Annotated in this window: 22 protein-coding genes, 1 pseudogene and 1 other annotated feature; of the genes and pseudogenes, 17 read left to right on the top strand and 6 right to left on the bottom strand. The window is 36.3% G+C overall.

Annotated features, from left to right (window positions below; genetic code table 11):
• Position 1: 1 nt before the first annotated feature.
• The 10 genes from DKZ56_RS10485 (at position 2) to DKZ56_RS10440 (ending at position 12,406) form a co-directional block, all read left to right on the top strand.
• A complete protein-coding gene (locus DKZ56_RS10485) occupies positions 2 to 421 on the top strand; it encodes a pyridoxamine 5'-phosphate oxidase family protein (protein WP_208649939.1) in 420 nt (139 codons plus the stop codon).
• Positions 422 to 775: 354 nt separating this feature from the next.
• The gene (locus DKZ56_RS10480; protein WP_208649938.1) at positions 776 to 2,410 is read left to right on the top strand and encodes an EAL domain-containing protein; all 1,635 of its coding nucleotides are present in this window, start codon (positions 776 to 778) and stop codon (positions 2,408 to 2,410) included.
• A gap of 129 nt (positions 2,411 to 2,539) precedes the next feature.
• Entirely contained in the window at positions 2,540 to 3,814 is a 1,275-nt protein-coding gene (locus DKZ56_RS10475; RefSeq protein ID WP_208649937.1) for an ISL3 family transposase, read from the top strand.
• 255 nt (positions 3,815 to 4,069) lie between these two features.
• A complete protein-coding gene (locus DKZ56_RS10470) occupies positions 4,070 to 6,265 on the top strand; it encodes a peptidoglycan D,D-transpeptidase FtsI family protein (protein ID WP_208649936.1) in 2,196 nt (731 codons plus the stop codon).
• Between the two features lie 166 nt (positions 6,266 to 6,431).
• On the top strand, positions 6,432 to 7,391 hold the full coding sequence (locus DKZ56_RS10465; RefSeq protein ID WP_208649935.1) for a PstS family phosphate ABC transporter substrate-binding protein: 960 nt from the start codon (positions 6,432 to 6,434) through the stop codon (positions 7,389 to 7,391).
• Positions 7,392 to 7,434: 43 nt separating this feature from the next.
• Positions 7,435 to 8,370 carry a phosphate ABC transporter permease subunit PstC gene (gene pstC, locus DKZ56_RS10460; protein WP_208649934.1) on the top strand — a complete coding sequence of 312 codons (936 nt, stop codon included), beginning with the start codon at positions 7,435 to 7,437 and terminating at the stop codon, positions 8,368 to 8,370.
• A 1-nt stretch (position 8,371) separates the two neighbouring features.
• Positions 8,372 to 9,253 (top strand): phosphate ABC transporter permease PstA, encoded by an 882-nt coding sequence (gene pstA / locus DKZ56_RS10455; protein WP_208649933.1) that lies wholly within the window; start codon positions 8,372 to 8,374, stop codon positions 9,251 to 9,253.
• A gap of 12 nt (positions 9,254 to 9,265) precedes the next feature.
• Positions 9,266 to 10,108 carry a phosphate ABC transporter ATP-binding protein PstB gene (gene pstB, locus DKZ56_RS10450; protein ID WP_208649932.1) on the top strand — a complete coding sequence of 281 codons (843 nt, stop codon included), beginning with the start codon at positions 9,266 to 9,268 and terminating at the stop codon, positions 10,106 to 10,108.
• Positions 10,109 to 10,188: 80 nt separating this feature from the next.
• Positions 10,189 to 10,400: a binding site (T-box leader), on the top strand.
• Between the two features lie 54 nt (positions 10,401 to 10,454).
• Positions 10,455 to 11,840: an anthranilate synthase component I gene (trpE, locus tag DKZ56_RS10445; protein WP_208649931.1), complete on the top strand. Its 1,386-nt coding sequence runs from the start codon at positions 10,455 to 10,457 to the stop codon at positions 11,838 to 11,840.
• Positions 11,837 to 12,406, top strand: coding sequence for an anthranilate synthase component II (locus DKZ56_RS10440; protein ID WP_208649930.1), 570 nt, complete (start codon positions 11,837 to 11,839; stop codon positions 12,404 to 12,406). Before trpE ends, DKZ56_RS10440 begins: the two co-directional genes overlap by 4 nt.
• Before the next feature lie 33 nt (positions 12,407 to 12,439).
• Here the strand turns inward: DKZ56_RS10440 and DKZ56_RS10435 are convergent, their stop codons facing one another.
• The 4 genes and pseudogenes from DKZ56_RS10435 to DKZ56_RS10420 form a co-directional block, all read right to left on the bottom strand.
• Positions 12,440 to 12,910 carry a glutathione peroxidase gene (locus DKZ56_RS10435; RefSeq protein WP_208649929.1) on the bottom strand — a complete coding sequence of 157 codons (471 nt, stop codon included), beginning with the start codon at positions 12,908 to 12,910 and terminating at the stop codon, positions 12,440 to 12,442.
• A gap of 36 nt (positions 12,911 to 12,946) precedes the next feature.
• Positions 12,947 to 13,183 (bottom strand): annotated as a pseudogene (locus tag DKZ56_RS15980) (IS200/IS605 family transposase); the annotation flags it as partial.
• A gap of 114 nt (positions 13,184 to 13,297) precedes the next feature.
• A complete protein-coding gene (locus DKZ56_RS10425; RefSeq protein ID WP_208649928.1) occupies positions 13,298 to 13,789 on the bottom strand; it encodes a hypothetical protein in 492 nt (163 codons plus the stop codon).
• Entirely contained in the window at positions 13,786 to 14,172 is a 387-nt protein-coding gene (locus tag DKZ56_RS10420) for a hypothetical protein (protein ID WP_208649927.1), read from the bottom strand. The genes DKZ56_RS10425 and DKZ56_RS10420 overlap by 4 nt, the downstream gene beginning before the upstream one ends.
• A gap of 158 nt (positions 14,173 to 14,330) precedes the next feature.
• Here DKZ56_RS10420 and rpmG point away from each other — a divergent pair, with 158 nt between their 5' ends.
• From rpmG to DKZ56_RS10400, 4 genes are all read left to right on the top strand, one after another.
• Positions 14,331 to 14,480, top strand: a complete 150-nt coding sequence (rpmG, locus tag DKZ56_RS10415) for a 50S ribosomal protein L33 (RefSeq protein ID WP_208649926.1) — start codon at positions 14,331 to 14,333, stop codon at positions 14,478 to 14,480.
• A gap of 63 nt (positions 14,481 to 14,543) precedes the next feature.
• Positions 14,544 to 15,140 carry a 5-formyltetrahydrofolate cyclo-ligase gene (locus tag DKZ56_RS10410; protein ID WP_208649925.1) on the top strand — a complete coding sequence of 199 codons (597 nt, stop codon included), beginning with the start codon at positions 14,544 to 14,546 and terminating at the stop codon, positions 15,138 to 15,140.
• Complete coding sequence (locus tag DKZ56_RS10405; protein ID WP_208649924.1) at positions 15,124 to 15,339, top strand: YqgQ family protein; 216 nt, start codon at positions 15,124 to 15,126, stop codon at positions 15,337 to 15,339. The genes DKZ56_RS10410 and DKZ56_RS10405 overlap by 17 nt, the downstream gene beginning before the upstream one ends.
• A gap of 320 nt (positions 15,340 to 15,659) precedes the next feature.
• The gene (locus DKZ56_RS10400) at positions 15,660 to 17,555 is read left to right on the top strand and encodes an LTA synthase family protein (RefSeq protein ID WP_208649923.1); all 1,896 of its coding nucleotides are present in this window, start codon (positions 15,660 to 15,662) and stop codon (positions 17,553 to 17,555) included.
• A 199-nt stretch (positions 17,556 to 17,754) separates the two neighbouring features.
• On the opposite strand, the gene DKZ56_RS15565 is transcribed toward DKZ56_RS10400, so the two are convergent.
• On the bottom strand, positions 17,755 to 17,988 hold the full coding sequence (locus DKZ56_RS15565) for a PTS sugar transporter subunit IIC (RefSeq protein ID WP_245989421.1): 234 nt from the start codon (positions 17,986 to 17,988) through the stop codon (positions 17,755 to 17,757).
• 470 nt (positions 17,989 to 18,458) lie between these two features.
• On the opposite strand from DKZ56_RS15565, the gene DKZ56_RS10390 reads away from it, so the two are divergent.
• On the top strand, positions 18,459 to 18,884 hold the full coding sequence (locus DKZ56_RS10390) for a GatB/YqeY domain-containing protein (protein ID WP_208649922.1): 426 nt from the start codon (positions 18,459 to 18,461) through the stop codon (positions 18,882 to 18,884).
• 122 nt (positions 18,885 to 19,006) lie between these two features.
• On the top strand, positions 19,007 to 19,168 hold the full coding sequence (locus DKZ56_RS10385; RefSeq protein ID WP_208649921.1) for an RFX family transcription factor: 162 nt from the start codon (positions 19,007 to 19,009) through the stop codon (positions 19,166 to 19,168).
• A 157-nt stretch (positions 19,169 to 19,325) separates the two neighbouring features.
• On the opposite strand, the gene DKZ56_RS10380 is transcribed toward DKZ56_RS10385, so the two are convergent.
• On the bottom strand, positions 19,326 to 20,717 hold the full coding sequence (locus DKZ56_RS10380) for a nucleoside-diphosphate sugar epimerase (protein WP_208649920.1): 1,392 nt from the start codon (positions 20,715 to 20,717) through the stop codon (positions 19,326 to 19,328).
• Positions 20,718 to 21,142: 425 nt separating this feature from the next.
• Here DKZ56_RS10380 and DKZ56_RS10375 point away from each other — a divergent pair, with 425 nt between their 5' ends.
• Positions 21,143 to 21,325 (top strand): hypothetical protein, encoded by a 183-nt coding sequence (locus DKZ56_RS10375; RefSeq protein ID WP_208649919.1) that lies wholly within the window; start codon positions 21,143 to 21,145, stop codon positions 21,323 to 21,325.
• The last annotated feature ends 789 nt before the right edge of the window (positions 21,326 to 22,114 follow it).

Genomic DNA, 22,114 nt, shown 5'->3' with positions numbered 1-22,114 from the left:
CATGGCAAAAACCGATCGAGAAATCGCAGAGAAAATTTTGAATGACAATTTAGTAGGTACGATGGCAACAATTGAAGGCAATAAACCCCATACTCGCTATATGACCTTTTACAACGATAACTTAACTTTGTATACGGTCACAAGCAAAGATACCCATAAGGTAGAAGAGCTTTCCAATAATCCATATGTTCACATTTTGATAGGATATGATGGAAAAGGATTTGGTGATGCCTATTTGGAAATTGAGGGAAAAGCGGAAGCGTCTTCTGATGAGGGAATGAAGGAAAAAGTATGGAATAAGGTATTAAAATTTTGGTTTGATGGCCCAGATGACCCGAACATGGTGGTGATAAAAATTGTTCCTTCCCAAATCCGGATTATGAATTCGAAAGGAAAAGAACCAAAAGTTATTCAATTATAATTTTTTTAAACATAGTACATTTGAAATGCGTCCTTTGGTCTTAATGAAATATAAATTATCATCCAAATTGTGGATGGTAATTTATATTTTTTGGCTTTATAATGAAAAGCAATAATAAGGATTTTTAAATTTATTTTTAGAAATATAAATTCTTAGAAAAGAATAATTTTGAAAAAATTTTTTGTAAAATTATTTAATAAATGAATAATTCATCCATTATGATGAAAATTTTTTAATATTATCGACGGTTTAATGTTTATTATAGTGAGAATGCAAGCATACTATTAAGTAGCTTTTTTTCATATTTTTCTATAATATATATTTGTAGGGAGCAACAGAAGGGGGTGACAGCTGTTGTTAGATACAAAATTAAGTAAGGATAATTTATTTTTTTGGCTCTGTCGAATCGGCGAACAATTTAAAACCACTTTTCTAATTCTAGATTCTGTTAATCACCATATTTTATTTGCCAATAAAGCATTTACGAGATTAACAGGATACATAGCAGATGAAGTGAAAAATAAACCGATTGAATCGATCATTCAGTTCAGCCAAAAAAACCATTTAAAGAGAAAAGAATTGTGTAGAAGGAAAGACGGAAGCACCCTATGGATTGAAGTCATGAATCAACCTTTTTATGATGATGAGGGCAAACATGCTTATGATGTTGTTATTTTCTTTGAAGTGGAATATCAAAGTATTTCTATAGAAAAAGAAAAAACAGAAATTTTAAAATCGATTGATCCAATTTCTGGATTAACCGATTACAATTATTTTATCAATCAATTGCAAGAGCGCATAGGGCAAAATGTTTCTGGATTTATTTTGCTAATTGAACCGGCAAATTATATTCAAATCATCCATCTTTTTGACAATGCCCAACTGTCTTTATTGCAAAAGGAAATTGAAAGAAGAATCCGCAGGGAATTATATGATATTGAAATCATTATTTCAACGACATCCGAAACTTCTTTGATTGTTTTTGGCATTTGCCTTGAGGATCAAATTGAATATTATACAAAGAAATTGTTAGAAATTAGAAATCATGCGTTTAATATTAACCATATGGAATTATTCCTTTCTTTTAATATTGGGGTCGTTTCATTAAGCTATTTCACAGGGAATATCCATGAATTAATCCATTTTGCCGATATTGCCCTAAATGTAGCAAAAAAATCTCCTGGCGATTCAGTCGTTTCGTATAAAGAGGAATATGGACTGGAAATCGAAAAATCGATGGAGCTCCAAATTGAATTGATTCGTGCAATTCAGAATAAAGAAATTTCCGTTTATCTTCAGCCAAAAGTGAAAATTGAAACTGGCGAAGTGGTAGGGTTTGAAGCCCTTGCGAGATGGTATTCCGAACTTTTAGGAAATGTATCGCCTGCTGTATTTATCGAAGTAGCAGAATCTCTAGGGCAAATCAAAGAACTTGATACGCTCGTCATTGAGCAAGTTCTCCAATGGCTGAAAATGAGAAAAGAGAAAAACTTATGTTTATACCAAGTGGCGGTAAATATTTCGCCATCGCACTTTTACACGCCAACTTTTGTCGAAGATTTAATCGCTTTAATTGAAAAATACGAAATCGATCCTAAATATTTAAAATTGGAAATTACTGAAAGCATTTGTTTAGTTGATGTGGATCGGGCAAGTGCGATCTTGAAACAATTGCAGAATTATGGTTTTGAAAATTCCGTTGATGATTTTGGAATCGGATTTTCGTCATTAAGCTATTTAATGAATCTGCCTATTTCTGAAATCAAGATTGCCCGAAACTTCATCAATAAAGTTGACGATAATAAAGGAAGAATTATCCTTCAGTCTATCATCCAATTAGCTAAAAATATGGGCTTACATACAGTGGTTGAAGGAGTTGAGACGCAGGAACAGTTGCAATTGATACATAAAATGGATTGTTCAACAGCCCAAGGTTTTTATTTTTATAAACCGATGCCAATTGAAAAAGTGGATGAATTAATAAAATAACGGCTCTATAATATTTGGTGTTGGTGAGTAAAAACCAGCACCAATTTTTTTGAACAAAAAAATGAGACAGTGACAAAACTCTGGTAAAATGTAATCGACCAAAACCACATTTACAAGGAGTGATGTCACATGTCTCATCATTATTCTATACGTAATTTATTAAATATTAAAGATAAAAATATCACATTTGATGAAAATTTTTGTGCAGAAGAACTCATTAAAGGGGTCCAATCAAAAGTCTTTTATGGCCAATTAACTTACCAACCAAAAGCGTGCTATGCTTGTGGACATGTCTTTGATGATCAAATCATTAAACACGGTTTTAAAACGTCTCTCATTAAAATGCCTAGCATTTCAGGTTTTCATACCTACTTAAAATTGCGTAAACAGCGTTATTTCTGTAAACATTGTCATTCCACGTTTACTTTAAAAACGAGCGTCGTGGCTAAAAACTGTTGTATTTCCAACAATACTAAAGTATCGATTGCTTTAAACGCCAAAGATAAAATCTCCGAAAAAGATATTGCGATGAAACATAATGTTTCTCATGCCACTGTCAGTCGAGTCATTGACAGCTTTTATAGCTACTATCAACCAAATGTTCACTACCTTCCAAAGCATTTGTGTTTTGATGAGTTTAAATCAGTGAAATCCGCAGCTGGAGCGATGTCCTTTATTTTCTGTGACTCTGAAACGGGGGAGATTGTGGATATCGTGGAGGACCGAAGATTACATGTCCTCAAAGAGTATTTCTTACGGTATTCCAAGAAGGCGAGAGATGCGGTAAAAACGATTGTCATCGATATGTACAGCCCTTATATTTCCTTAATCCAAGAAGTTTTCCCTAAGGCGGAAATCATACTCGACAAATTCCATATCCTCCAACTATTTAGCAGAGCTTTAAACAAAACGCGCATCAACGTCATGAATCGGGATAAAAAGAATTACAATAAATTGAAAAAATACTGGAAGCTCCTTCTGAAAGATCAAACAAAACTTGATTATAAGAACTATAAATATCATCGTTGCTTTAAAAAGCATATGTGTGAGGTGGAGATTCTCCACTATCTCATTGATTTAGATTCTGAATTAAAAGCGTCCTATGAGTTATACCAATACGTTCGCCATTGCATCAAAACCAAAGACTTTGAGCTCCTAAAGAAAACATTAGAGAATAAACAAAATATCGTTTCCAGCTATATGAAAACCGCCATCAAGACAATCAACAAATACATCAATTACATGGAGAATACGTTGAAATATGATTATAGCAACGGCATTTTAGAGGGGATTAATAACAAAATCAAAGTGATTAAACGCATTTCTTTCGGTTATCGATCCTTCTATCACTTTAGAAACCGAATATTCATTACCCAAAACTTAGCGAAAATAAAAACCGCTTAGGGGAACCTCGAATTTCCCCTAAGCCATCCGATTACATATTACCAAATAATGTCACTAGAATTTATTCACCAACACCATTTGACAAAGAACCAAAATAACAATGGAGAGAGGGAGACTCTCTCTTTTTATTTTTAAAAGAAACTTTTTTCAATCGGAACCATTACAAAATATTAAAGAAAGGAATTTCTTTTTTCTCATACGTTAAAGTGTTATACTAAAGACCATGAATGAGCTTCTTTGAAAAGGAGGGTACCGATGAGGAAGCTAAAGAAATCTAGCAGCAAGGGAGATTCTCGTACGAACCTTTCATTTCGAATGAACGTTCTGTTTATTTCGATTTTTATTTTATTCTCGATTTTAATACTGCGCTTAGGCTATTTGCAAATTGTAAAAGGGGAAGAATATGTTCTGGAAGTGCAACGGACAGAAGAAGTATCGGTAAATACGAGTTCTCCACGTGGAAGAATTTACGATCGGTACGGAAGAATTTTAGTCGATAATGAACCTCAAAACGCCATTACCTATACAAAATTTCCAACTACAACTCAAGAAGAAATGATTGAAGTGGCTGAAAAATTAGCCAAGTTGATTGAACAGCCGACTAATCGGGTAACCCTTCGCGATAAAAAAGATTTCTGGATTATGAAAAATAAAGAAAAAGCTTATGCGAAAGTCTCTAAAAATGAAGAAAAGCAAATAAAAGCAAAATATGAAGACGAGAAAGAGGCACAAATGGAAATTGACCGGTTAGTGCGAGAGAGAATTACCGATGAAGAATTGGCCGAGCTTTCGGATTTTGATTTGGAAGTGTTGGCGATTTATCGTGAAATGGCATCGGGTTATAATTTATCTCCACAAATTATTAAAAGTGAAAATGTGACGGCTGAAGAATTTGCCCGCGTTTCTGAACGGCTGTTTGATTTGCCGGGCGTCAATACGACAACCGATTGGAAAAGGGTGAAATTAAGTTCGCTCGCGATTTTAGGCAGAACAACCGTTCCAAGCAAAGGTATACCGAAATCTCAATTAAATTATTACTTAGCCCGCGATTATTCCCGAAACGACCGGGTTGGGGAAAGTTACTTTGAATCGCAATATGAGGAGTTGCTGCAAGGAAGAAAATCGGTTGTGAAAAACGTGACAAATCGAAAAGGCGAAGTGGTGGACACCATCACTACCTTTAAAGGGGAACCGGGCAAAGATTTAGTGACAACTATCGATATTGAATTGCAGGCAGCGGCAGAAAAAATTGTAGAAGAAAAATTGCTTCAAGCGAAATCGGCTGGCGGTTCTTCACTCCTAGATCGCGCCTTCTATATTATGATGAATCCACATACTGGGGAAATTCTTGCGATGGTGGGCAAAAAAATCGAGAGGGATCCTGAAACTGGAAAACAAATCATTGTGGATTATTCTTATGGAACCTTTACGACGGCTTATGAAGTAGGGTCTACAATAAAAGCTGCCACTTTATTGACGGGTTATAGAGAAGGCGTTATTAAGCCTGGAACGGTGTTAGTGGACCAGCCAATTAAACTGGCAAGTACAGATCCGAAAAGTTCCATCTTCAACCGTGGTGGACGCATCCCAATGAATGATTTAACTGCCCTGGAGCGTTCATCCAACTCTTATATGTTCCAAGTAGCATTAAAACTTGCTGGATTGGAATACCGCTATAATATGGGATTGCAAATTAAAGATGATACTTTGCTGAGAATGAGAAATGGATATGCAGAATTCGGATTAGGCGTCAACACGGGAATTGACTTGCCGAATGAGTTTTCTGGATTCAAAGGTGAAATGGATACACCAGGTAAAATTTTAGACTTGGCAATCGGACAATTTGATACGTACACACCGTTGCAGCTCGTTCAATATATTTCGACGATTGCAAACGGCGGTTATCGCGTGCAGCCAAGACTGTTAAAAGAAGTGCGTGAGCCATCAAAAGATGGAAAAACATTAGGTCCGCTGATTGAAGAAGTTCAGCCAAAAATTTTAAACCGAATATCCAATACGGACGAAGAAATTAATCATGTCAAAAAAGGCTTGCGCCGAGTTTATATCGGCAACCAAGGTACAGCCCGCTCTGTGTTTGGCAATACGCCATATACAGCAGCAGGGAAAACTGGTACTGCGGAAGTTGTATACTACGGTCCGATCCGCGAAAAATGGAGAACGCATACTATTACGTTAACCCATGTAGGATTTGCGCCATATGAAAACCCAGAAGTTGCCTATGCCGTCGTTATTCCATGGGTGACAACAAGCAATAGTTATACTTCCTACAATAACCAAATTGCCCGTGAAGTTTTGGATGTCTACTTTGAATTAAAAAATAAATATGCCAATAGCAAAATTTCCGATCAAACAGTCAATAAAGAAATTTTACCTTCCACAACAGATGAAAAAATTGATGAAGATACGGAAGAACAAATGGTCAATGAATAATGGCCGCAGCATTTTTGCTGCGGTTTTTTTTTATTTCTTTCAAGAGGATAGGATATTAAAAATTTTGAACTTTACAATCTCTTAACATAGCATTTAAATCCTATCAATAAAAGAACGCTAAAGTGAGAAATGTAAGGAATATGATAAATGATGGAGGAAATAGCGAATGAAAACATGGAAGTATGTATCAATAACAGTTTTACTGGGTTCTGCATTATTTCTTGGAGCATGTGGAGAAGAAACGAATGAAGGAGCAACAAGCGGCAAAGCATCACAACAGCAAACGGAAGATGCTCAATTGACAGGTACAGTTGCTGGAGATGGTTCGTCTACGGTGGCGCCCATAATGGAAGCAATGGTGGAAGAGTATGCTCATGTTCAACCAAATGTACAAATTTCTGTTGGCGTTTCAGGAACTGGCGGCGGCTTTGAAAAATTCATCGCCGGCGAAACGGATTTCACGAACGCTTCAAGGGATGCCAAGGAGGAAGAAATAACAGCTTTAAAAAACGCGGGCATAGAGTATACAAAATTCGAAATCGCTTATGATGGGATCACGGTTGTTATTCATCCTGAAAACGATTGGGCTCTCGATTTGACGATGGACCAATTGAAAAAAATTTGGGTGGAGGATGGAACGGAGAAAAAATGGTCGGATATTGACCCTTCTTGGCCAGATGAAAAAATCATTTACTATGCACCAGGAACAGACTCCGGCACCTTTGACTATTTTGACGAAGTGATATTGGAAGGGGAGGATTTAGTTCGCTCTGCCCAATTATCTGAAGATGATAATGTCATCGTACAAGGAGTAGCATCCGATCGATATGCAATTGGCTTCTTCGGTTACGCTTATTACTTAGAAAATAAGGATAAATTAAAAGCTGTCAGCGTCAATGGGGTAGAACCAACAAATCAAACGATTGAAAATGGGGAATATACCCCTCTTTCCCGCCCGTTATTCGTATTTGTCAATAATGGGAAAATTAAAGAAAATGAAGTATTTTATGACTTTATGAAATTTACGTTAGAAAATGCAGGGGATATGGCGGAAGCTGTAGGCTATGTGCGCCTGCCGGATGAGAAATATGATGAAGCATTAAAGATATTGGATCAAATCAACTAATCGACCCGCATTTTTTAAAACGCAACAAAGGGAGGAGCATCCAATGCCTCAAAGGATTAGAAAAGGCCAATCGATTCAACAATGGATTGGGGAATCTCGGAAAAGAAACGTACGGGATAAAAGCATGCCCATCTTATTAATGATAGCATCACTTATTTCGGTCATGGCCACACTGGGCATTGTAAGCACACTCATCATTGAAACATTTGAATTTTTTCAAAGAGTTTCCATCTTCGAGTATCTGTTTGGAACTGAATGGTATCCATTTTCAAGCGGCAATCCAACTTTCGGCGTATTGCCGCTTTTGATGGGCACTTTAAAAGTAACGTTCATTGCCATATGCGTCGCCGTTCCTCTCGGTTTAGCAGCGGCTATTTACTTAAGCGAATATGCTACAGAGCGCACACGGAGAATCATGAAACCCATCTTGGAGGTGCTTTCCGGAGTGCCGACCATTGTCTATGGTTTCTTTGCTTTGACGTTTGTTACACCCATTTTGCAAATATTCATTCCATCGTTGAAATTATTCAACGCCCTTAGTCCGGGGATTGTAGTGGGGATCATGATTCTTCCAAGCATCATCTCTTTATCTGAAGATGCCATGAATGCTGTGCCAAACAGCATTCGTGAAGGTGCTCTTGCCCTTGGAGCAACAAAGCTGGAAGTTTCTTTAAAAGTCGTTATCCCGGCAGCGTTATCGGGCATCGTTGCATCAATTGTGTTGGCCATTTCTAGGGCAATCGGCGAAACAATGATTGTTTCCCTTGCCGGTGGTGCAACGCCAACCTTTGATATGAATATTACCGGCTCCATCCAAACGATGACGGCTTATATTGTGCAAGTTTCTTCCGGAGATGCAGGCTTTGGCACAACTATTTACTATTCTATGTTTGCAGTAGGATTTACGCTGTTTGTATTCACTTTACTAATGAATGTTGTTGCACATACCATTTCAAAACGCTTCAGGGAGGAATATTAACATGACGAAATATATCGATGATGCACTCGTAATGAAGCGTATAAAAACTCGCTTGAGAAGGAATCAAATGGGGAAAGGAATCTTTTTTCTCGCTGCTGTTTTTGCTTTATTCATCCTTGTCGTGTTAATAGCAAGAATGATTTTTCAAGGATTAGGATATTTTGATTGGGATTTTTTAAATAACTTTTCCTCCCGTTTTCCTGAAAAAGCCGGGGTGAAAGCGGCTTTAGTGGGTTCCGTTTATATGATGCTTGTCGTAATCCCAACATCGTTAATTATCGGTGTGGCAACAGCCATATATTTGGAAGAATATGCAAGAAACAATCGTTGGAATAATTTTATTCGCGCCAATATTTCCAACTTGGCAGGAGTACCGTCCATCGTTTTTGGTTTACTTGGCCTAACGATTTTTGTGCGTCTGTTCGGATTCGGAAAAAGCATTTTAGCTGCCGGGTTGACGATGAGCCTTTTAATTTTGCCTGTCATCATAGTAGCAGCTCAAGAGGCCATTCGAGCAGTTCCAAAAGAGATGCGGGAAGCTTCCTATGCAATGGGGGCAACAAAATGGCAAACGATCATGCACGTAGTATTGCCAGCTAGCGTACCGGGAATTTTGACGGGAAGCATTCTGGCATTTTCCCGTGCCATTGGGGAAACGGCGCCGCTTGTTGTAATTGGGATTCCAGTGATTGTGCATTTCTTGCCGAATGGGCTGCTGAGTGAGTTTACGGCTTTGCCCCTTCAAATTTACGATTGGGCAAAACGTCCTCAAGAAGAATTCCAAAATGTTGCGGCATCAGGCATACTCGTGTTGATGATTGTTCTTATATTGATGAACTCTATTGCCGTGTTTATTCGAAATAAATTTCAAAAACGTTACTAAGGTGGTGGGGAAATGGTGCAAACGATATTGAAAAATGAAAGAAAAACGGCTGTTGTTGAGATGAAAAACGTTGTGAATCGTTATATCCAAGTAAAAGAAAAAACTTCCGTAATTTCAACAAACCACTTTCATCTTTGGTATGGTGAACATCATGCATTAAAGGATATTCATTTCGATGTGATTGAAAATGAAGTAACGGCCATTATCGGTCCATCGGGCTGCGGGAAATCAACCTTTATTAAAGCGTTAAACCGCATGGTGGAGACTATTCCAAAGGTGAAAACAAAAGGTGAAATTTTCTATCGGGGACGGAATATTTTTGATAAAGATTACCCTGTGGAAGAACTCCGCACAAAAGTAGGAATGGTGTTTCAAAAACCGAATCCCTTTCCAAAATCGATTTATGATAATATCGCCTATGGACCAAGAATCCATGGCGTAAAAAATAAAAAGATACTGGATGAAATCGTTGAACAATCGTTGCGAGGGGCTGCTCTTTGGGACGAGGTGAAGGATCGCCTTCATCAAAACGCCTATGGACTATCAGGCGGGCAGCAGCAGCGGCTTTGCATTGCGCGGTGTTTAGCCATTGAGCCGGATGTAATTCTAATGGATGAACCGACTTCTGCCCTTGATCCAATATCCACAATAAAAGTGGAGGAGTTAATACAACAATTAAAGGAAAATTATACGATTCTTATTGTCACCCACAATATGCAGCAAGCCGCCCGCATTTCAGATAAAACGGCCTTTTTCCTAAATGGAGAAGTCGTGGAATTTGACAATACAGCTCGAATCTTTTCTACTCCCCGCGATCAGCGGACGGAAGACTATATTTCGGGCCGCTTCGGTTAAAACGTGGGGCATTTCTAAGAAATTAGAGGAATTTTTATTGAATAATCAAAAATTTTATAATAAAATAATTTCAACTTCATATGGAAGCGATGATGAAAAAGAGTAGTATTATGGATTTGCTGAAGAGAGCTAGCGGTTGGTGCAAGCTAGTGCAGTCCATAATGCGAATGGGCTTTCTAGCTCCAGCGCTGAACTAGAGTAGGTGCTGGCGTGTTGTTGACGTTACCAACTTTGAGTGGACATAAGGTTTCTTATGTCAATAAAGGTGGTACCACGGCTTCCCGTCCTTTAATTTCGGGAAGCCTTTTTTATTGAAGAACAGATGAGTTGAGAGGAGAAAGTCGAGATGACAGTAGAGACAGTGAATTATGTAATGAAAACTTTGCAAGGGGATATGGTTACCCCGATTTCCGCTTTTCTCAGCATAAAGGGCAGAAATAAAGTGTTGTTTGAATCAGCCGCCAAACATGAAGAAAGCGGAAGATATTCATTTATCGCCTTTGATCCGATTGCGGAATTAATCGGCGATAACAAAAGCTATTTGTTTAAAAAAGAAGGAAGTGAGGAAAGGGTAGAAGAATCGGTTTTTCAAAAATTAAGAGAATTGCTTCCGATTACAAAGGAACCATTTCCTTTTTCCTTCTTTGGTGGGGCAATCGGCTACTTTAGCTATGATACGGCTTTTTATAATGAAAAAATTGGCGAAGTGTTGCCGGATGAATTAAATATGCCGGATGTGCATCTTCTCTTTTATGACCGCTTTATTGTCATCGACCATTTATTGCAAAAAGTAACGATTGTGGCGATTGATTTATTTTCTGAAGGCAAATCGGAAAAAGAAATGGGAGAATGTATTGATCAAATTGAAGAACAATTGAAAAATGGGTCTACTTTCATTGATGTGGAAAAAAGCGATATTCAATTTCAGCCAACGATTGCTCAAGACACCTTTGTGAAGATGGTGAAAAAGGCGAAGCAATATATAGAATGCGGCGATATTTTCCAAGTTGTATTATCTCAACGTTTTACTTCCGATTTTAAAGGGAATCCTTTTTCTCTATATCGGAGATTGCGCACTTCCAATCCATCGCCTTATATGTATTATTTGGAGTTTGATGATTATACAATTCTTGGAACTTCTCCAGAAAGCTTAGTGAAAATTACGGATGGCATCATTAAAACCAATCCAATCGCAGGAACGAAACCTCGAGGAAAGACGAAGGAAGAAGATGAAAGACTTGAACAAATCCTTTTAGATGATGAGAAAGAACTTGCAGAACACCGGATGCTTGTGGATTTAGGAAGAAACGATCTCGGCCGTGTTTCTAAAATAGGCACAGTGCAAGTTTCAAAATATATGAAAATTGAACGGTATAAGTATGTTATGCATATCGTTTCAGAAGTGATTGGTGAATTAAGGGAAGATGTTCATGTGGTGGATGTGGTGACGAGCTGTTTGCCAGCAGGAACGGTTTCCGGTGCTCCAAAAATCCGCGCCATGCAAATTATCAACGAGCTGGAGCAACAGAAGCGCGGAGTTTATGCAGGGGCGATTGGATATATTTCCATAAACGGCAATCTGGACTTGGCCATTGCCATCCGCACGATGATTGTGAAAGACGGCAAAGCCTACGTTCAAGCTGGAGCAGGTATTGTATATGATTCCATTCCTGAGTCTGAATATGAGGAAACGATCAATAAAATGAAGGCGTTGTTGGAGGTAGAGCGATGATTTTATTAATCGATCATTATGATTCATTCACATACAACTTATATCAGCAAATTGCCGCTTTGGGAAAAGAGGTCAAAGTCGTCCGATATGATGACATCACCATTGAGGAAATTCGTTCGTTGCAGCTGGAAGCCATTATATTATCTCCGGGTCCTGGCAATCCTGATGAAATTCCTCAAAGCGTGCAACTTGTGCAAGAGCTTTACAATAAAGTTCCAATCTTAGGTGTATGTTTAGGGCACCAAATCATCGGTGCGGCCTTTGGGGGTGAAATTGTGCAAGCGAGACGCATTATGCATGGGAAAACATCTCTATTAAATTATGAACAGAAAGGGCTGTTCCAAAAAGTTGACGGGGAAGTTGAAGTGATGCGCTATCACTCATTAGTGATTGAACCAAGCACTTTAAGCAATGAATTTGAAGTAATCGCAACGGCAAAAGATGATGGGGAAATTATGGCCATTCAACATAAAAAGTTGCCTGTCTACGGGGTGCAATTCCATCCGGAGTCCATTGGCACCCCAACAGGAACAAAAATCATGGAAACTTTTTTAGCAGCTATATAAATGGAAAAGGGCGCATTCTTGTGGCGCCCTTTTTTATAAATATTTCTCGATTTCTTTTTCGAATTTGGAAGGTTTATCAATGGGTGCAAAGCGGGCAACAACTTCTCCATTCCGATTCACTAAAAACTTTGTAAAATTCCATTTCACTTTGGAACTTAAAACGCCTTTCTTTTGGCTGGTCAAAAATTGAAATAATGGATGGGCTTCTTCCCCATTCACCGCAACCATTTCGTGGATGGGGAAAGTAACGCCGTAATGGAGGCGGCAAGCGGCTTCTGCTTCTTTTGCAGATGGCAATTCTTGTTTGAATTGATTAGAAGGAAACCCTAAAACGACAAATCCCCGATCTTTATATTTTTGATATAGCTTTTCCAATTCTTCAAATTGCGGGGTAAAACCGCAATTTGAAGCGGTGTTGACAATTAACATGACCTGGCCTTTGTATCGGCTTAATGAGTAGGTTTCTCCTGTTGCTGTCGTCACATCAATATCATAAATATTCATCAGATTTCCTCCCTTTCGGAAATGCGGTTATTAAAGCTAAGTATAACAGCTAATAGGAGAGATGTAATGATTAATGCACTGATAAAGCCGATAACCCCGTTCCATCCGAAGCTGGATCAAAAAATCCCTACAACAAAAATAACTTCTAGTCCAAAGCGAAGGAAGCCTACTTTTTAATGACGGGTAATTTTCTCTTAATATTCGACTACTTCTTCTTTTGAATGCTTGTATTAATTTATGGATATGTTGTCGTGGATCAAAAGAAATAAATATTATAATCCTCATTTACAATCAATGTAACTTTTATTGAAGAAAACCTTGTTTGATTCAATTATTATAAAAATAAACCCTAAACAGATGGAATGTTTTTCTGCTTAGGGAATACATTTATGAGTTTCGTTTTCCTGTTATTAAATTAGCAATTTCTTCAACGGACATGGAAGAATTTACCTTATATTGGCCTTTTTGAATGGAACGGGCGTATTCTGGCTGTGCTAGAAACAATTCCATTTCCACAGCATTTTGAATAATGCCCATATCCTTCAATTTTTTTGATATTTCATATGGCGTTAGGCCGGAATAAATATATAAAATTCCTTCTGTTACATCGCCTTGTTCATTGGGAGACGCCGTTTCTTCAGCAGCCGATTGAGTCGTTGTGCCTTCTTCCTTTGAGTCATTTGTAGAAGTTTGATTTTCCATTTCTTTTAGCTGCTGCTCCTTTTCCTTTAATTGGGATTCAAGTTGAGTAATCTTTTCTTCATATTTGACAATTTCGTCTGATGTGGATTCGGCCGGAAAGAAATAATCCCACCCAATCATGAGGCATCCGCTTAAGATGCAAGCAATTCCGAAACCACGAAAAGTCGATCGTTTCATGATTGACCTCCACGACTAAGAATTTGAAGTACTTGTTCCTTTGATAAGGTGGATAGTTTGCAAATTTCATCGATGGAATGCCCTTGGCGGTTCAATTCAATCACTTGCTGCACCAATATTTGATTAACCGGTTTATTTGGCATCTGTTTTTGAATGTTTTTCTGGTCCACCGGTTTTTTTGCCGGCTTCACTTTGAAGGAAGGTTCAAGCAGCAGCTCTTCTTCGACGACTTTTAATCTTCGTTTGATGGCATTCATTTCTTGATAAAATTGTATGGACAAATCTTCCATCTCTTTTTCCATTTTTTTTGATGTATCTTTTATGAAAAAGGATACAATAATAGAAATAATGCCTATGATGATCAGAATTGTTGATAGTTCCACAATGGTTCCTCCGAACGAAGCATTTTTTCAATTATTTTAACATAAGGTTAAGAATTAATAAATGATGCTAGATTTTTTTTCAATTTATGATATAATGACTTAGTCGTATAAATCATTGCTCATATTACAATTCATGATAGAGAGTGGGAGGGTTAATCATGCGTGTAAACATTACTTTAGCTTGCACTGAATGCGGAGAACGCAATTATATTACTACAAAAAATAAACGCAACAATCCAGAACGTCTTGAACTTAAAAAATATTGCTCTCGCGAGAAGAAAGTCACTCTTCACCGTGAAACGAAGTAATTTTTTTTGCCAAAACCATTTCCGGTTTTGGCTTTTTATGTATATGTAAAGGGTTGATGTTCATTGAATAAAAAAAATTGGCGACATCATATAAGATCTTCTTTAAATGAATTGTCCAATGAAGAATATTGTCGGTTCTCAACGATGATTAAAGAACGTTTATTGAAAGAACCCTTCCTCGAGCAATGCCGGACGATCGCCGTCACAATCTCAAGACCGCCGGAAGTCAAAACCGACGAAATCATTGAAGCATTGTGGAGAATGAAAAAGCGGGTTGTTGTGCCAAAATGCAATCCGAAAAGCCGGGCAATGGATTTTTACGAAATCACTAGTTTTCAACAACTGGAAACGGTTTATATGGATTTAAAAGAACCGATACCGGAACAAACGGCTTTTGTGCCTTCAAATGAGATTGATGTCATGATTGTGCCAGGCATAGCATTTGACAATAAAGGCTATCGAATTGGTTATGGAGGCGGCTATTATGATCGCTATTTAGCCCATTACCACGGACAAAAAATAGCCCTTGCTTTTCATTTGCAAGTTGTAGATGAATTGCCAAAGGAATCCCACGATATTCCTGTGGATTATATATATACAGAAAAAACAATCATCAATTGTGTGGACAATCGGAGGGTGAGAAATGAAAACCGTTCTTGATATTCGCAATTTGTTGAAACAATATGGTTCTTTTATTTATACAGGGGATCGTTTAGGCGATTTGATGATGATGGAAGATGAAATTCGCGAATTATATAAGGCGCAAATTTTAGATGTAAAAGAATATCAATCAGCCTTATTAATTCTTCGCCATGAGATTCAAAATGAAGAAGAGCGAAAACGGAACGCGAACTATTAAGAATTGTAAAAAATAGAAGAATTTCTTGATTGACTAGAGTGGCAAAAAGATTTAGACTTGTAAGGTCTTATTTCCGGCAGTGGAAACTCCACTGCTTTCTTTTTGGGAACCTTTTTGTAAGAAAAACGTAATTATTTTGGGAGAATGGCTAAGGTAAGGTTATATATAATTTTTATAACACATACTCTTTGATTTTAGGTGTTGCTTTTCATTGCTTAATAGGATAAAAAGGATTAAGATATTATTTGCTTAATTGGAACATATGTAGAATATGTAATTTTTTTGATGGGTTCTTTAAACCATGAAAAGGGGGATATAACATGAAGTCATGGAAATGGCCAAAATACTCAATTTTAATCATTGCCATTTTAGCGACTTGGATTAAAACTGCTGTTGTTTATCGAACCAGCTTTGAATTTGATTTAGAAAATGGGATGCAAGAGTTCATTTTATTTATAAATCCACTTAGCTTTTTATTATTTGCTTACGGTATATCTTTATTTTTCAAAACAGAAAAAGCGCGTAATCGTTGGATCGTTGGAATGAGCATTGTTTTAAGCATCGTGTTATTTGCAAACGTTGCCTTTTACAGATTCTTTAACGATTTTATTACGCTTCCTGTACTATTTCAAACAAGCAACTTTGGCGACTTAGGAACATCTGTTGCGGAAATTATTGGTTTCGAAGATTTATTGTACTTTATTGATGTTTTTATTATACTATTTGCTATTAAATATATTCCAAAATTAGGAAATTTATATACTGTACGCAAAGAAGTTCGTCGAGCCTATTTTGTTTTATCTTTAGCTGTTTTATTCTTAAACTTGGGACTTGCTGAAACAGAGCGCCCACAGCTATTAACTCGCAGTTTCGACAGGGAATTGCTTGTAAAAAACATCGGAACATACAATTATCATTTATATGACATTTACATTCAATCCAAATCTTCCGCTCAGCGCGCTTTAGCCGATGGTAGCGAATTGGTAGAAGTAAACAACTATGTTCAAGCGAACCAAGCTGCTGTTAATGAAAAAATGTTTGGTAAATATAAAGGCAGAAACTTAATTGTCATCCAGCTTGAGTCATTGCAAAATTTTGTCTTGCAAAATGATATGAATGGTTATGAAGTAACGCCATTCCTAAACTCTTTGATTCATGATAAAGATACGTATTACTTTAGCAATTTCTATCATCAAACGGGTTTAGGAAAAACGAGTGATGCGGAATTTATATTAGAAAACTCGCTTTTTGGATTAGATCGTGGTGCGGTATTCTTTACCCACAGCGGAAATACATTTAACTCCATGTCTGAAAAGCTTGGAAAAAATGGCTATTACACGAGTGTCATGCACGCGAATAATAAATCTTTCTGGAACCGCGACATGATGTACCAATCCTTAAAAATGCAGAAATTCTATGATATGACTTATTATGATGTGAATGATGAAAATTCAGTGAACTGGGGATTAAAAGATATTCCGTTCTTTGAGCAATCTGTGGAATTATTGGCGGAACAACCACAGCCATTCTATACACGGATGATTACTTTAACAAACCACTTCCCATTCACATTGGATGAAGAAGATAAAATCATTCCTGAATATAATTCAAATTCAGGTACATTGAACCGTTATTTCCAAACAGTTCGTTACATGGATGAAGCATTGAAAGTCTTCTTTGAGCAATTAAAAGAAAAAGGCTTATATGATAATTCCATTATTGTTATGTACGGCGACCACTATGGTATTTCCGAAAACCATAACAAAGCAATGGCACAGTATTTAGGCAAAGACGTAATTACACCATATGATACTGCTCTATTGCAATCGGTTCCTTTATTTATCCATATTCCTGGTTCAGGTGATGGGCAAGTCATTGATAAAGTCGGAGGTCAAATGGACTTAAGACCAACAATTTTACACCTATTGGGCATTGATACTTCCAACGATATGCAATTAGGTGCCGATTTGTTCTCTGATGAGCATGAAGACTTCGTTATCTTCCGCGATGGTCGATTTGTAACAGATAAATATGTGTATGCTCAAGAAACATGCTTCGATCGCGCGACTGGGGAAGAAGTAGATATTCAAGGATGCAAGCCTTATATTGAACGGGCACAGAAAGAACTTGAGTATTCTGACAAGATTATCAATGGCGACTTGCTAAGATTCTATGATGAAGAAACAGGAAATTTATTATCAGATGCTGTGAAATAATAATAAGGGGCTTGTCTAAAAAGTCCATAAAAACAGAGCGAATGGAGAAAACAATGAGTTTTTCCATTCGCTCTGTTTCCTTATTTTTGAAATTGGTTTGGGAGGAGTCGCCCCGTCACTTCAATCAATTTTTAGTTATATCAAATATTTATCAAAACCCTTTCAACTACCCCTTTAATTTTTTGTTTATGTCCCAGCCTCATCCCAAGATGTGTTCATTTTCGTATGAAACTAAATAATCATCAGATTTAATCCATTTAAATTTCTTTTCAAAGAGTTTTAAGAAGACAATATTTAAAATAGCAGGCAATGCGATGAACATCGTAATGGATATTGTAATACTTTTGAAATTCCAGCCAACTAAATCCAAATATTTTAATGGACCGACAAATCCGGCTAGTTCAAATCCTGCGCTGTTATGGTGTTCCGACAATTTGAAGTACTCCGAACAATCCGCCTTAAATCGCGGCTGTTAAAATCATAGGATATGCAATGCGCGGCTTCATAAAGAAATTGCGCATTTCAATTTTGGCTGAAGCAAAATGGGCAATGGCTGTTCCTAAATGATGGCTTTATAGGCTGCAATGCACATGCCGACGCCTGATGCTGCCACACCAAGGTTTGCTGCACCTGCAGATTCCTGAAATCATAATGGCTGTTGCCACACCGATTGTTGAAATAGATGAAAGAATTAACTTTATTTAATATTTTATCAACTATGAAAATTCTGATAATCCGTTTGTGTAAAGTTTTTCTAGAAGTTTGTAGAACTTTTTATACATAAAATAGCAATAATTTAAATAATAGTTCAGAATAAAAATGAGGTTGCAGGTTCATTTCATACATGGAATTGAAAATTTTTATTATAATATTCATGAAATGCCATGAAAGGAGAAAAATAATATGATGAAACAAGCTGTTTTTGAACAGTTAAAGCAGGCGATGAAAGAGAAAGACGCTGTGGCGAAAGGGGTATTAACGCTACTAAAATCCGCCCTGGATCAAGCGGAAAAGGAGAAAGGTTCTGAACTTTCCCATGAAGAAGAGATAGCGGTTGTTAATCGAGAAGTTAAACAAACACATCAAGCATTGGAAGGGGCAAAACAAGCTGGACGGGAAGATTTAATCGAGAAGGAAAATCGAAAGCTGGAGATTTTGCAAAGCTTCTTGCCAAAACAGTTGTCTGAAGTGGAAATCGCGGATGCTTTAGTGAAAGCCGGCATTACAAAAGGAATGAATATGGGAGAGGCAATGAAAATTGCAAAACCGCTTCTTGCAGGAAAAGCGGATGGCGCCACAATTGCAAAAGTCGTAAAAAGCCTCATATAAGAAAGAAATTACTTGTTTAAAAATTTAGACAAGTCTTTCAACTTTTTATTGACAGGAAAATAATTCTGTACTATATTAGAAACAACAAAAATAAACTGTTATAGTACAAAGGAGTGATTTATATGACAACTTATCAAGAAGGATATGAATATTACGTTTCAAAATGTGAGCAATTTGGTCTTGAACCAATCAATTTTGCTAATTTCATTGAACATTTATCCCAAGAGCAATTAGACCAATTCAATGAACATGCCAAAAAAACAAAAGAACAAGCAAACGGGTAGAAATGATTTTCTGCATGAACCCCAAATAGAAGAGAGGTTATGAATTTGCATCTATATATTATTCGAGTCGGTTAAACCGCCTTACTTGTTAGCTACAACAAGTAGGGCGGTTTAATTTTAAAAAAAAACACCATTTTTAAAATGGCGTTCGAAATTCTTATTCATCCAATAAATCAAGTATTCGTTTATATTCCGGTGCACCGATGCTGTTATAATATTGGAACAGCAAATCGGAATTCACTTTAATTTTATCTTTATGATTTAAATACATTTGCACCGTTAAAAAACGGATAATTAATGGAACAGGCTTGTCGTGATTGAATTGGTTCATGTGCTTTTCTATGAATTCTTCCGATAGAACACAGCTTAAATTATTGCCTAAACATTCAAAATCGACATATTCAATATGTTCATTTAAAAATTCATCCGTCAAGTGTTTATTATATAAGCAAGCAGCTTTCCAATCGATTCGATCTTTGTAGCGATTTAGCCAGTGTGGCTCTAAAATGGCGCTAATTAAAGAGATTTGTTTTTCATTATATTTGCTGAATTGTTCATCCATTTCTTCGTTTGTTGGTTTTTTATAGCCCATATCATCATATAATTGAGAGGCGAGGGAAGGAATCCCTTTCACCAGATGTTCGCTGCCTGGCCATTTATATGGACCACGGTCAAATTCAAAAAAGTGAAAATCTATTTTTTCTTCTTCCTCTTCGAACAGTTCTTCATCCAACAAATCAATTGTGGCATATTCACTAAAATACGTATCATCCTCAATGAAGGTATCGATTTCGTCGGCAAAATGAGGATTAATTTCCTTTTTATTGCGAATTAATTCATCAATCACATATTTTTTAAAAGAGGGAGAGAGTCTAGCAAGCACAGGATAATTATATTGCAATGCGGAAACGTCCACTAAATCCAAATGATCAATTAAATATTTTTCGGATATTTGATCACAAGCATAGCATACATAGGCAAAATCTACATATTTTAAATAAGGTTCAAAATCAGTCGGATGCATTTTGATTAATCGGTATCTCCAATAACAATAGTCAACAATAAATTCTTTTGTTAAATGGGGATTTTCCCTTCTTAATTCTTCCACACTTTGTTCATCAATAATAGGGCCATAATGAAACGGAATAGAAGTCACATCAAAATTTTCAGGCATATTTAATTGTTCCAAGGTTTTTTTTGGATTAAATCGTTTTCTTCGATTTGGATGGGTTTTAAAGGTATAAGTGCCAATGGAACCTCGTTCATCTAATAAAATATAGGATAGTTCCTGTTTTTGATCCCTCGTTAATTTCGTCCCTTTTGGAAATTTCACTGCAGCAAAATAAGTAATATCATCTAAATTGTAGAAAAATTTATATTCGCCTTCACGGGTATATTCAGAACGGGAATTATTTTTTTTCCAATATATTAAAGCTCCTAAAATGGGCGGATAGTTTGAAAAATAGATATTAGCAATGGAAAAAATATTATGCGATAAAGATTCATCATATACGGCTTTAATAAACTCAATTTTTTTTATTTTTAACATATTCGACCTCCATATAGCTATTATATACTTTTTGGAGAAATAACGTAGTAGAAATCTATTGTTTTGTTCTGAAAAGTAATTTTTTCGAACCGATCCCATTATTTTATGTATGGCCGTTATCTTGTAAATTTTATGAAAGTTATATCATATTAATGATGATTTTTCATGAATTCTAATGAAATTTAACAAAATCTTCATTACCTCATGCCTGCGTGTTGTTTCGATTTTTATGATTAAACTAATTTAGGCTTTTTACTGATAAAAGAACATGAGAGAAAATAGGCAATTGTCGAGATAGAGTTTTTATAGATTTTCTTTAGCAAAAAATATCATTTTTTTCTTCAAAATCTAGTTCATTTGCCTCAAAACAAATAAAAAATCGTGCATCTACTATAGTAGCTTCAACGATGGAGGTGAATGACGAAATGCATAAATATTTAGAATTGGAATTCGGAGATTCCATCGCTGTAACAGGCAATGGTTTCAGCAACACACAAGGAATTTTTGTCGCATTCCAAGAAAATTTGCTAGTTTGGATTGCTGTTGTTAGCGGTGTAGTTCGTTTATTAAGCACAGACATTACAAACTTATCTATTGCTAAATTATAATCTAGTTGAAAAAGAGGGCGTCCAGCAGCAATTTGGCCGCCCTTTAATTTATTGCTACCTTTTTACGCTTTAGAGAGGAAAAGAACATAGTTCTAATAAAATATGGTTCTAAATAAACCATTATTGTTTAAAAATCGTTGCGCCATAAAAAAACGAAAAACATATAAAAGCACAACCAAGTAAATAAGAAAAGATGTAAACAAAAGAAACCGAACGAATATTCGTTTATTTTACATAATTTGTAACAACAAAACAAGTAAGTATTCAAAATGTGTTGAAGAAGAACCTGTAACCATAGGAAATGTTGTAAAACCTATATAAAAATATGATTGCACGAAATAGTAAGTAAATTATAGGTTCAATAGTACAAGCACCTTATAATATTGGAAAAAATTTAATGGCTTAGTATGAAAAAGTGAATCGCCGAAAATACTGCAATAACAATAATAATTAGAATATAGCTAAGGTAATCTAAAAAGATAGGTTAAAAAAAGGCATCCATTGAAATCTTTCCCATTTTGATTTTTTAGTTAACATAATATATCTTATACCGAGTTATATCTCATGAACTAAGATTACTTCTAATAGTGAGACAGAAAATTTTTTCTTAATTATTTTGCTGTGATTTTTCATGCTCCACTGTAATTTCTCATATAAAAACAGTATCAAGTATGTAATATCCTTATCATTTTAAAAATATTTCTCCAGCAAATACATTTCATATTTGACCTACTACCGATATTCTAGATCCTCTAAAATCACATAAAATATTATACTTCCTTTAATTTT

The sequence above is a fragment of the Ureibacillus thermophilus genome (genome assembly GCF_004331915.1).
In the GTDB taxonomy this organism is placed as follows: domain Bacteria; phylum Bacillota; class Bacilli; order Bacillales_A; family Planococcaceae; genus Ureibacillus; species Ureibacillus thermophilus.
This window is presented reverse-complemented; position numbering and strand designations above follow the sequence as displayed.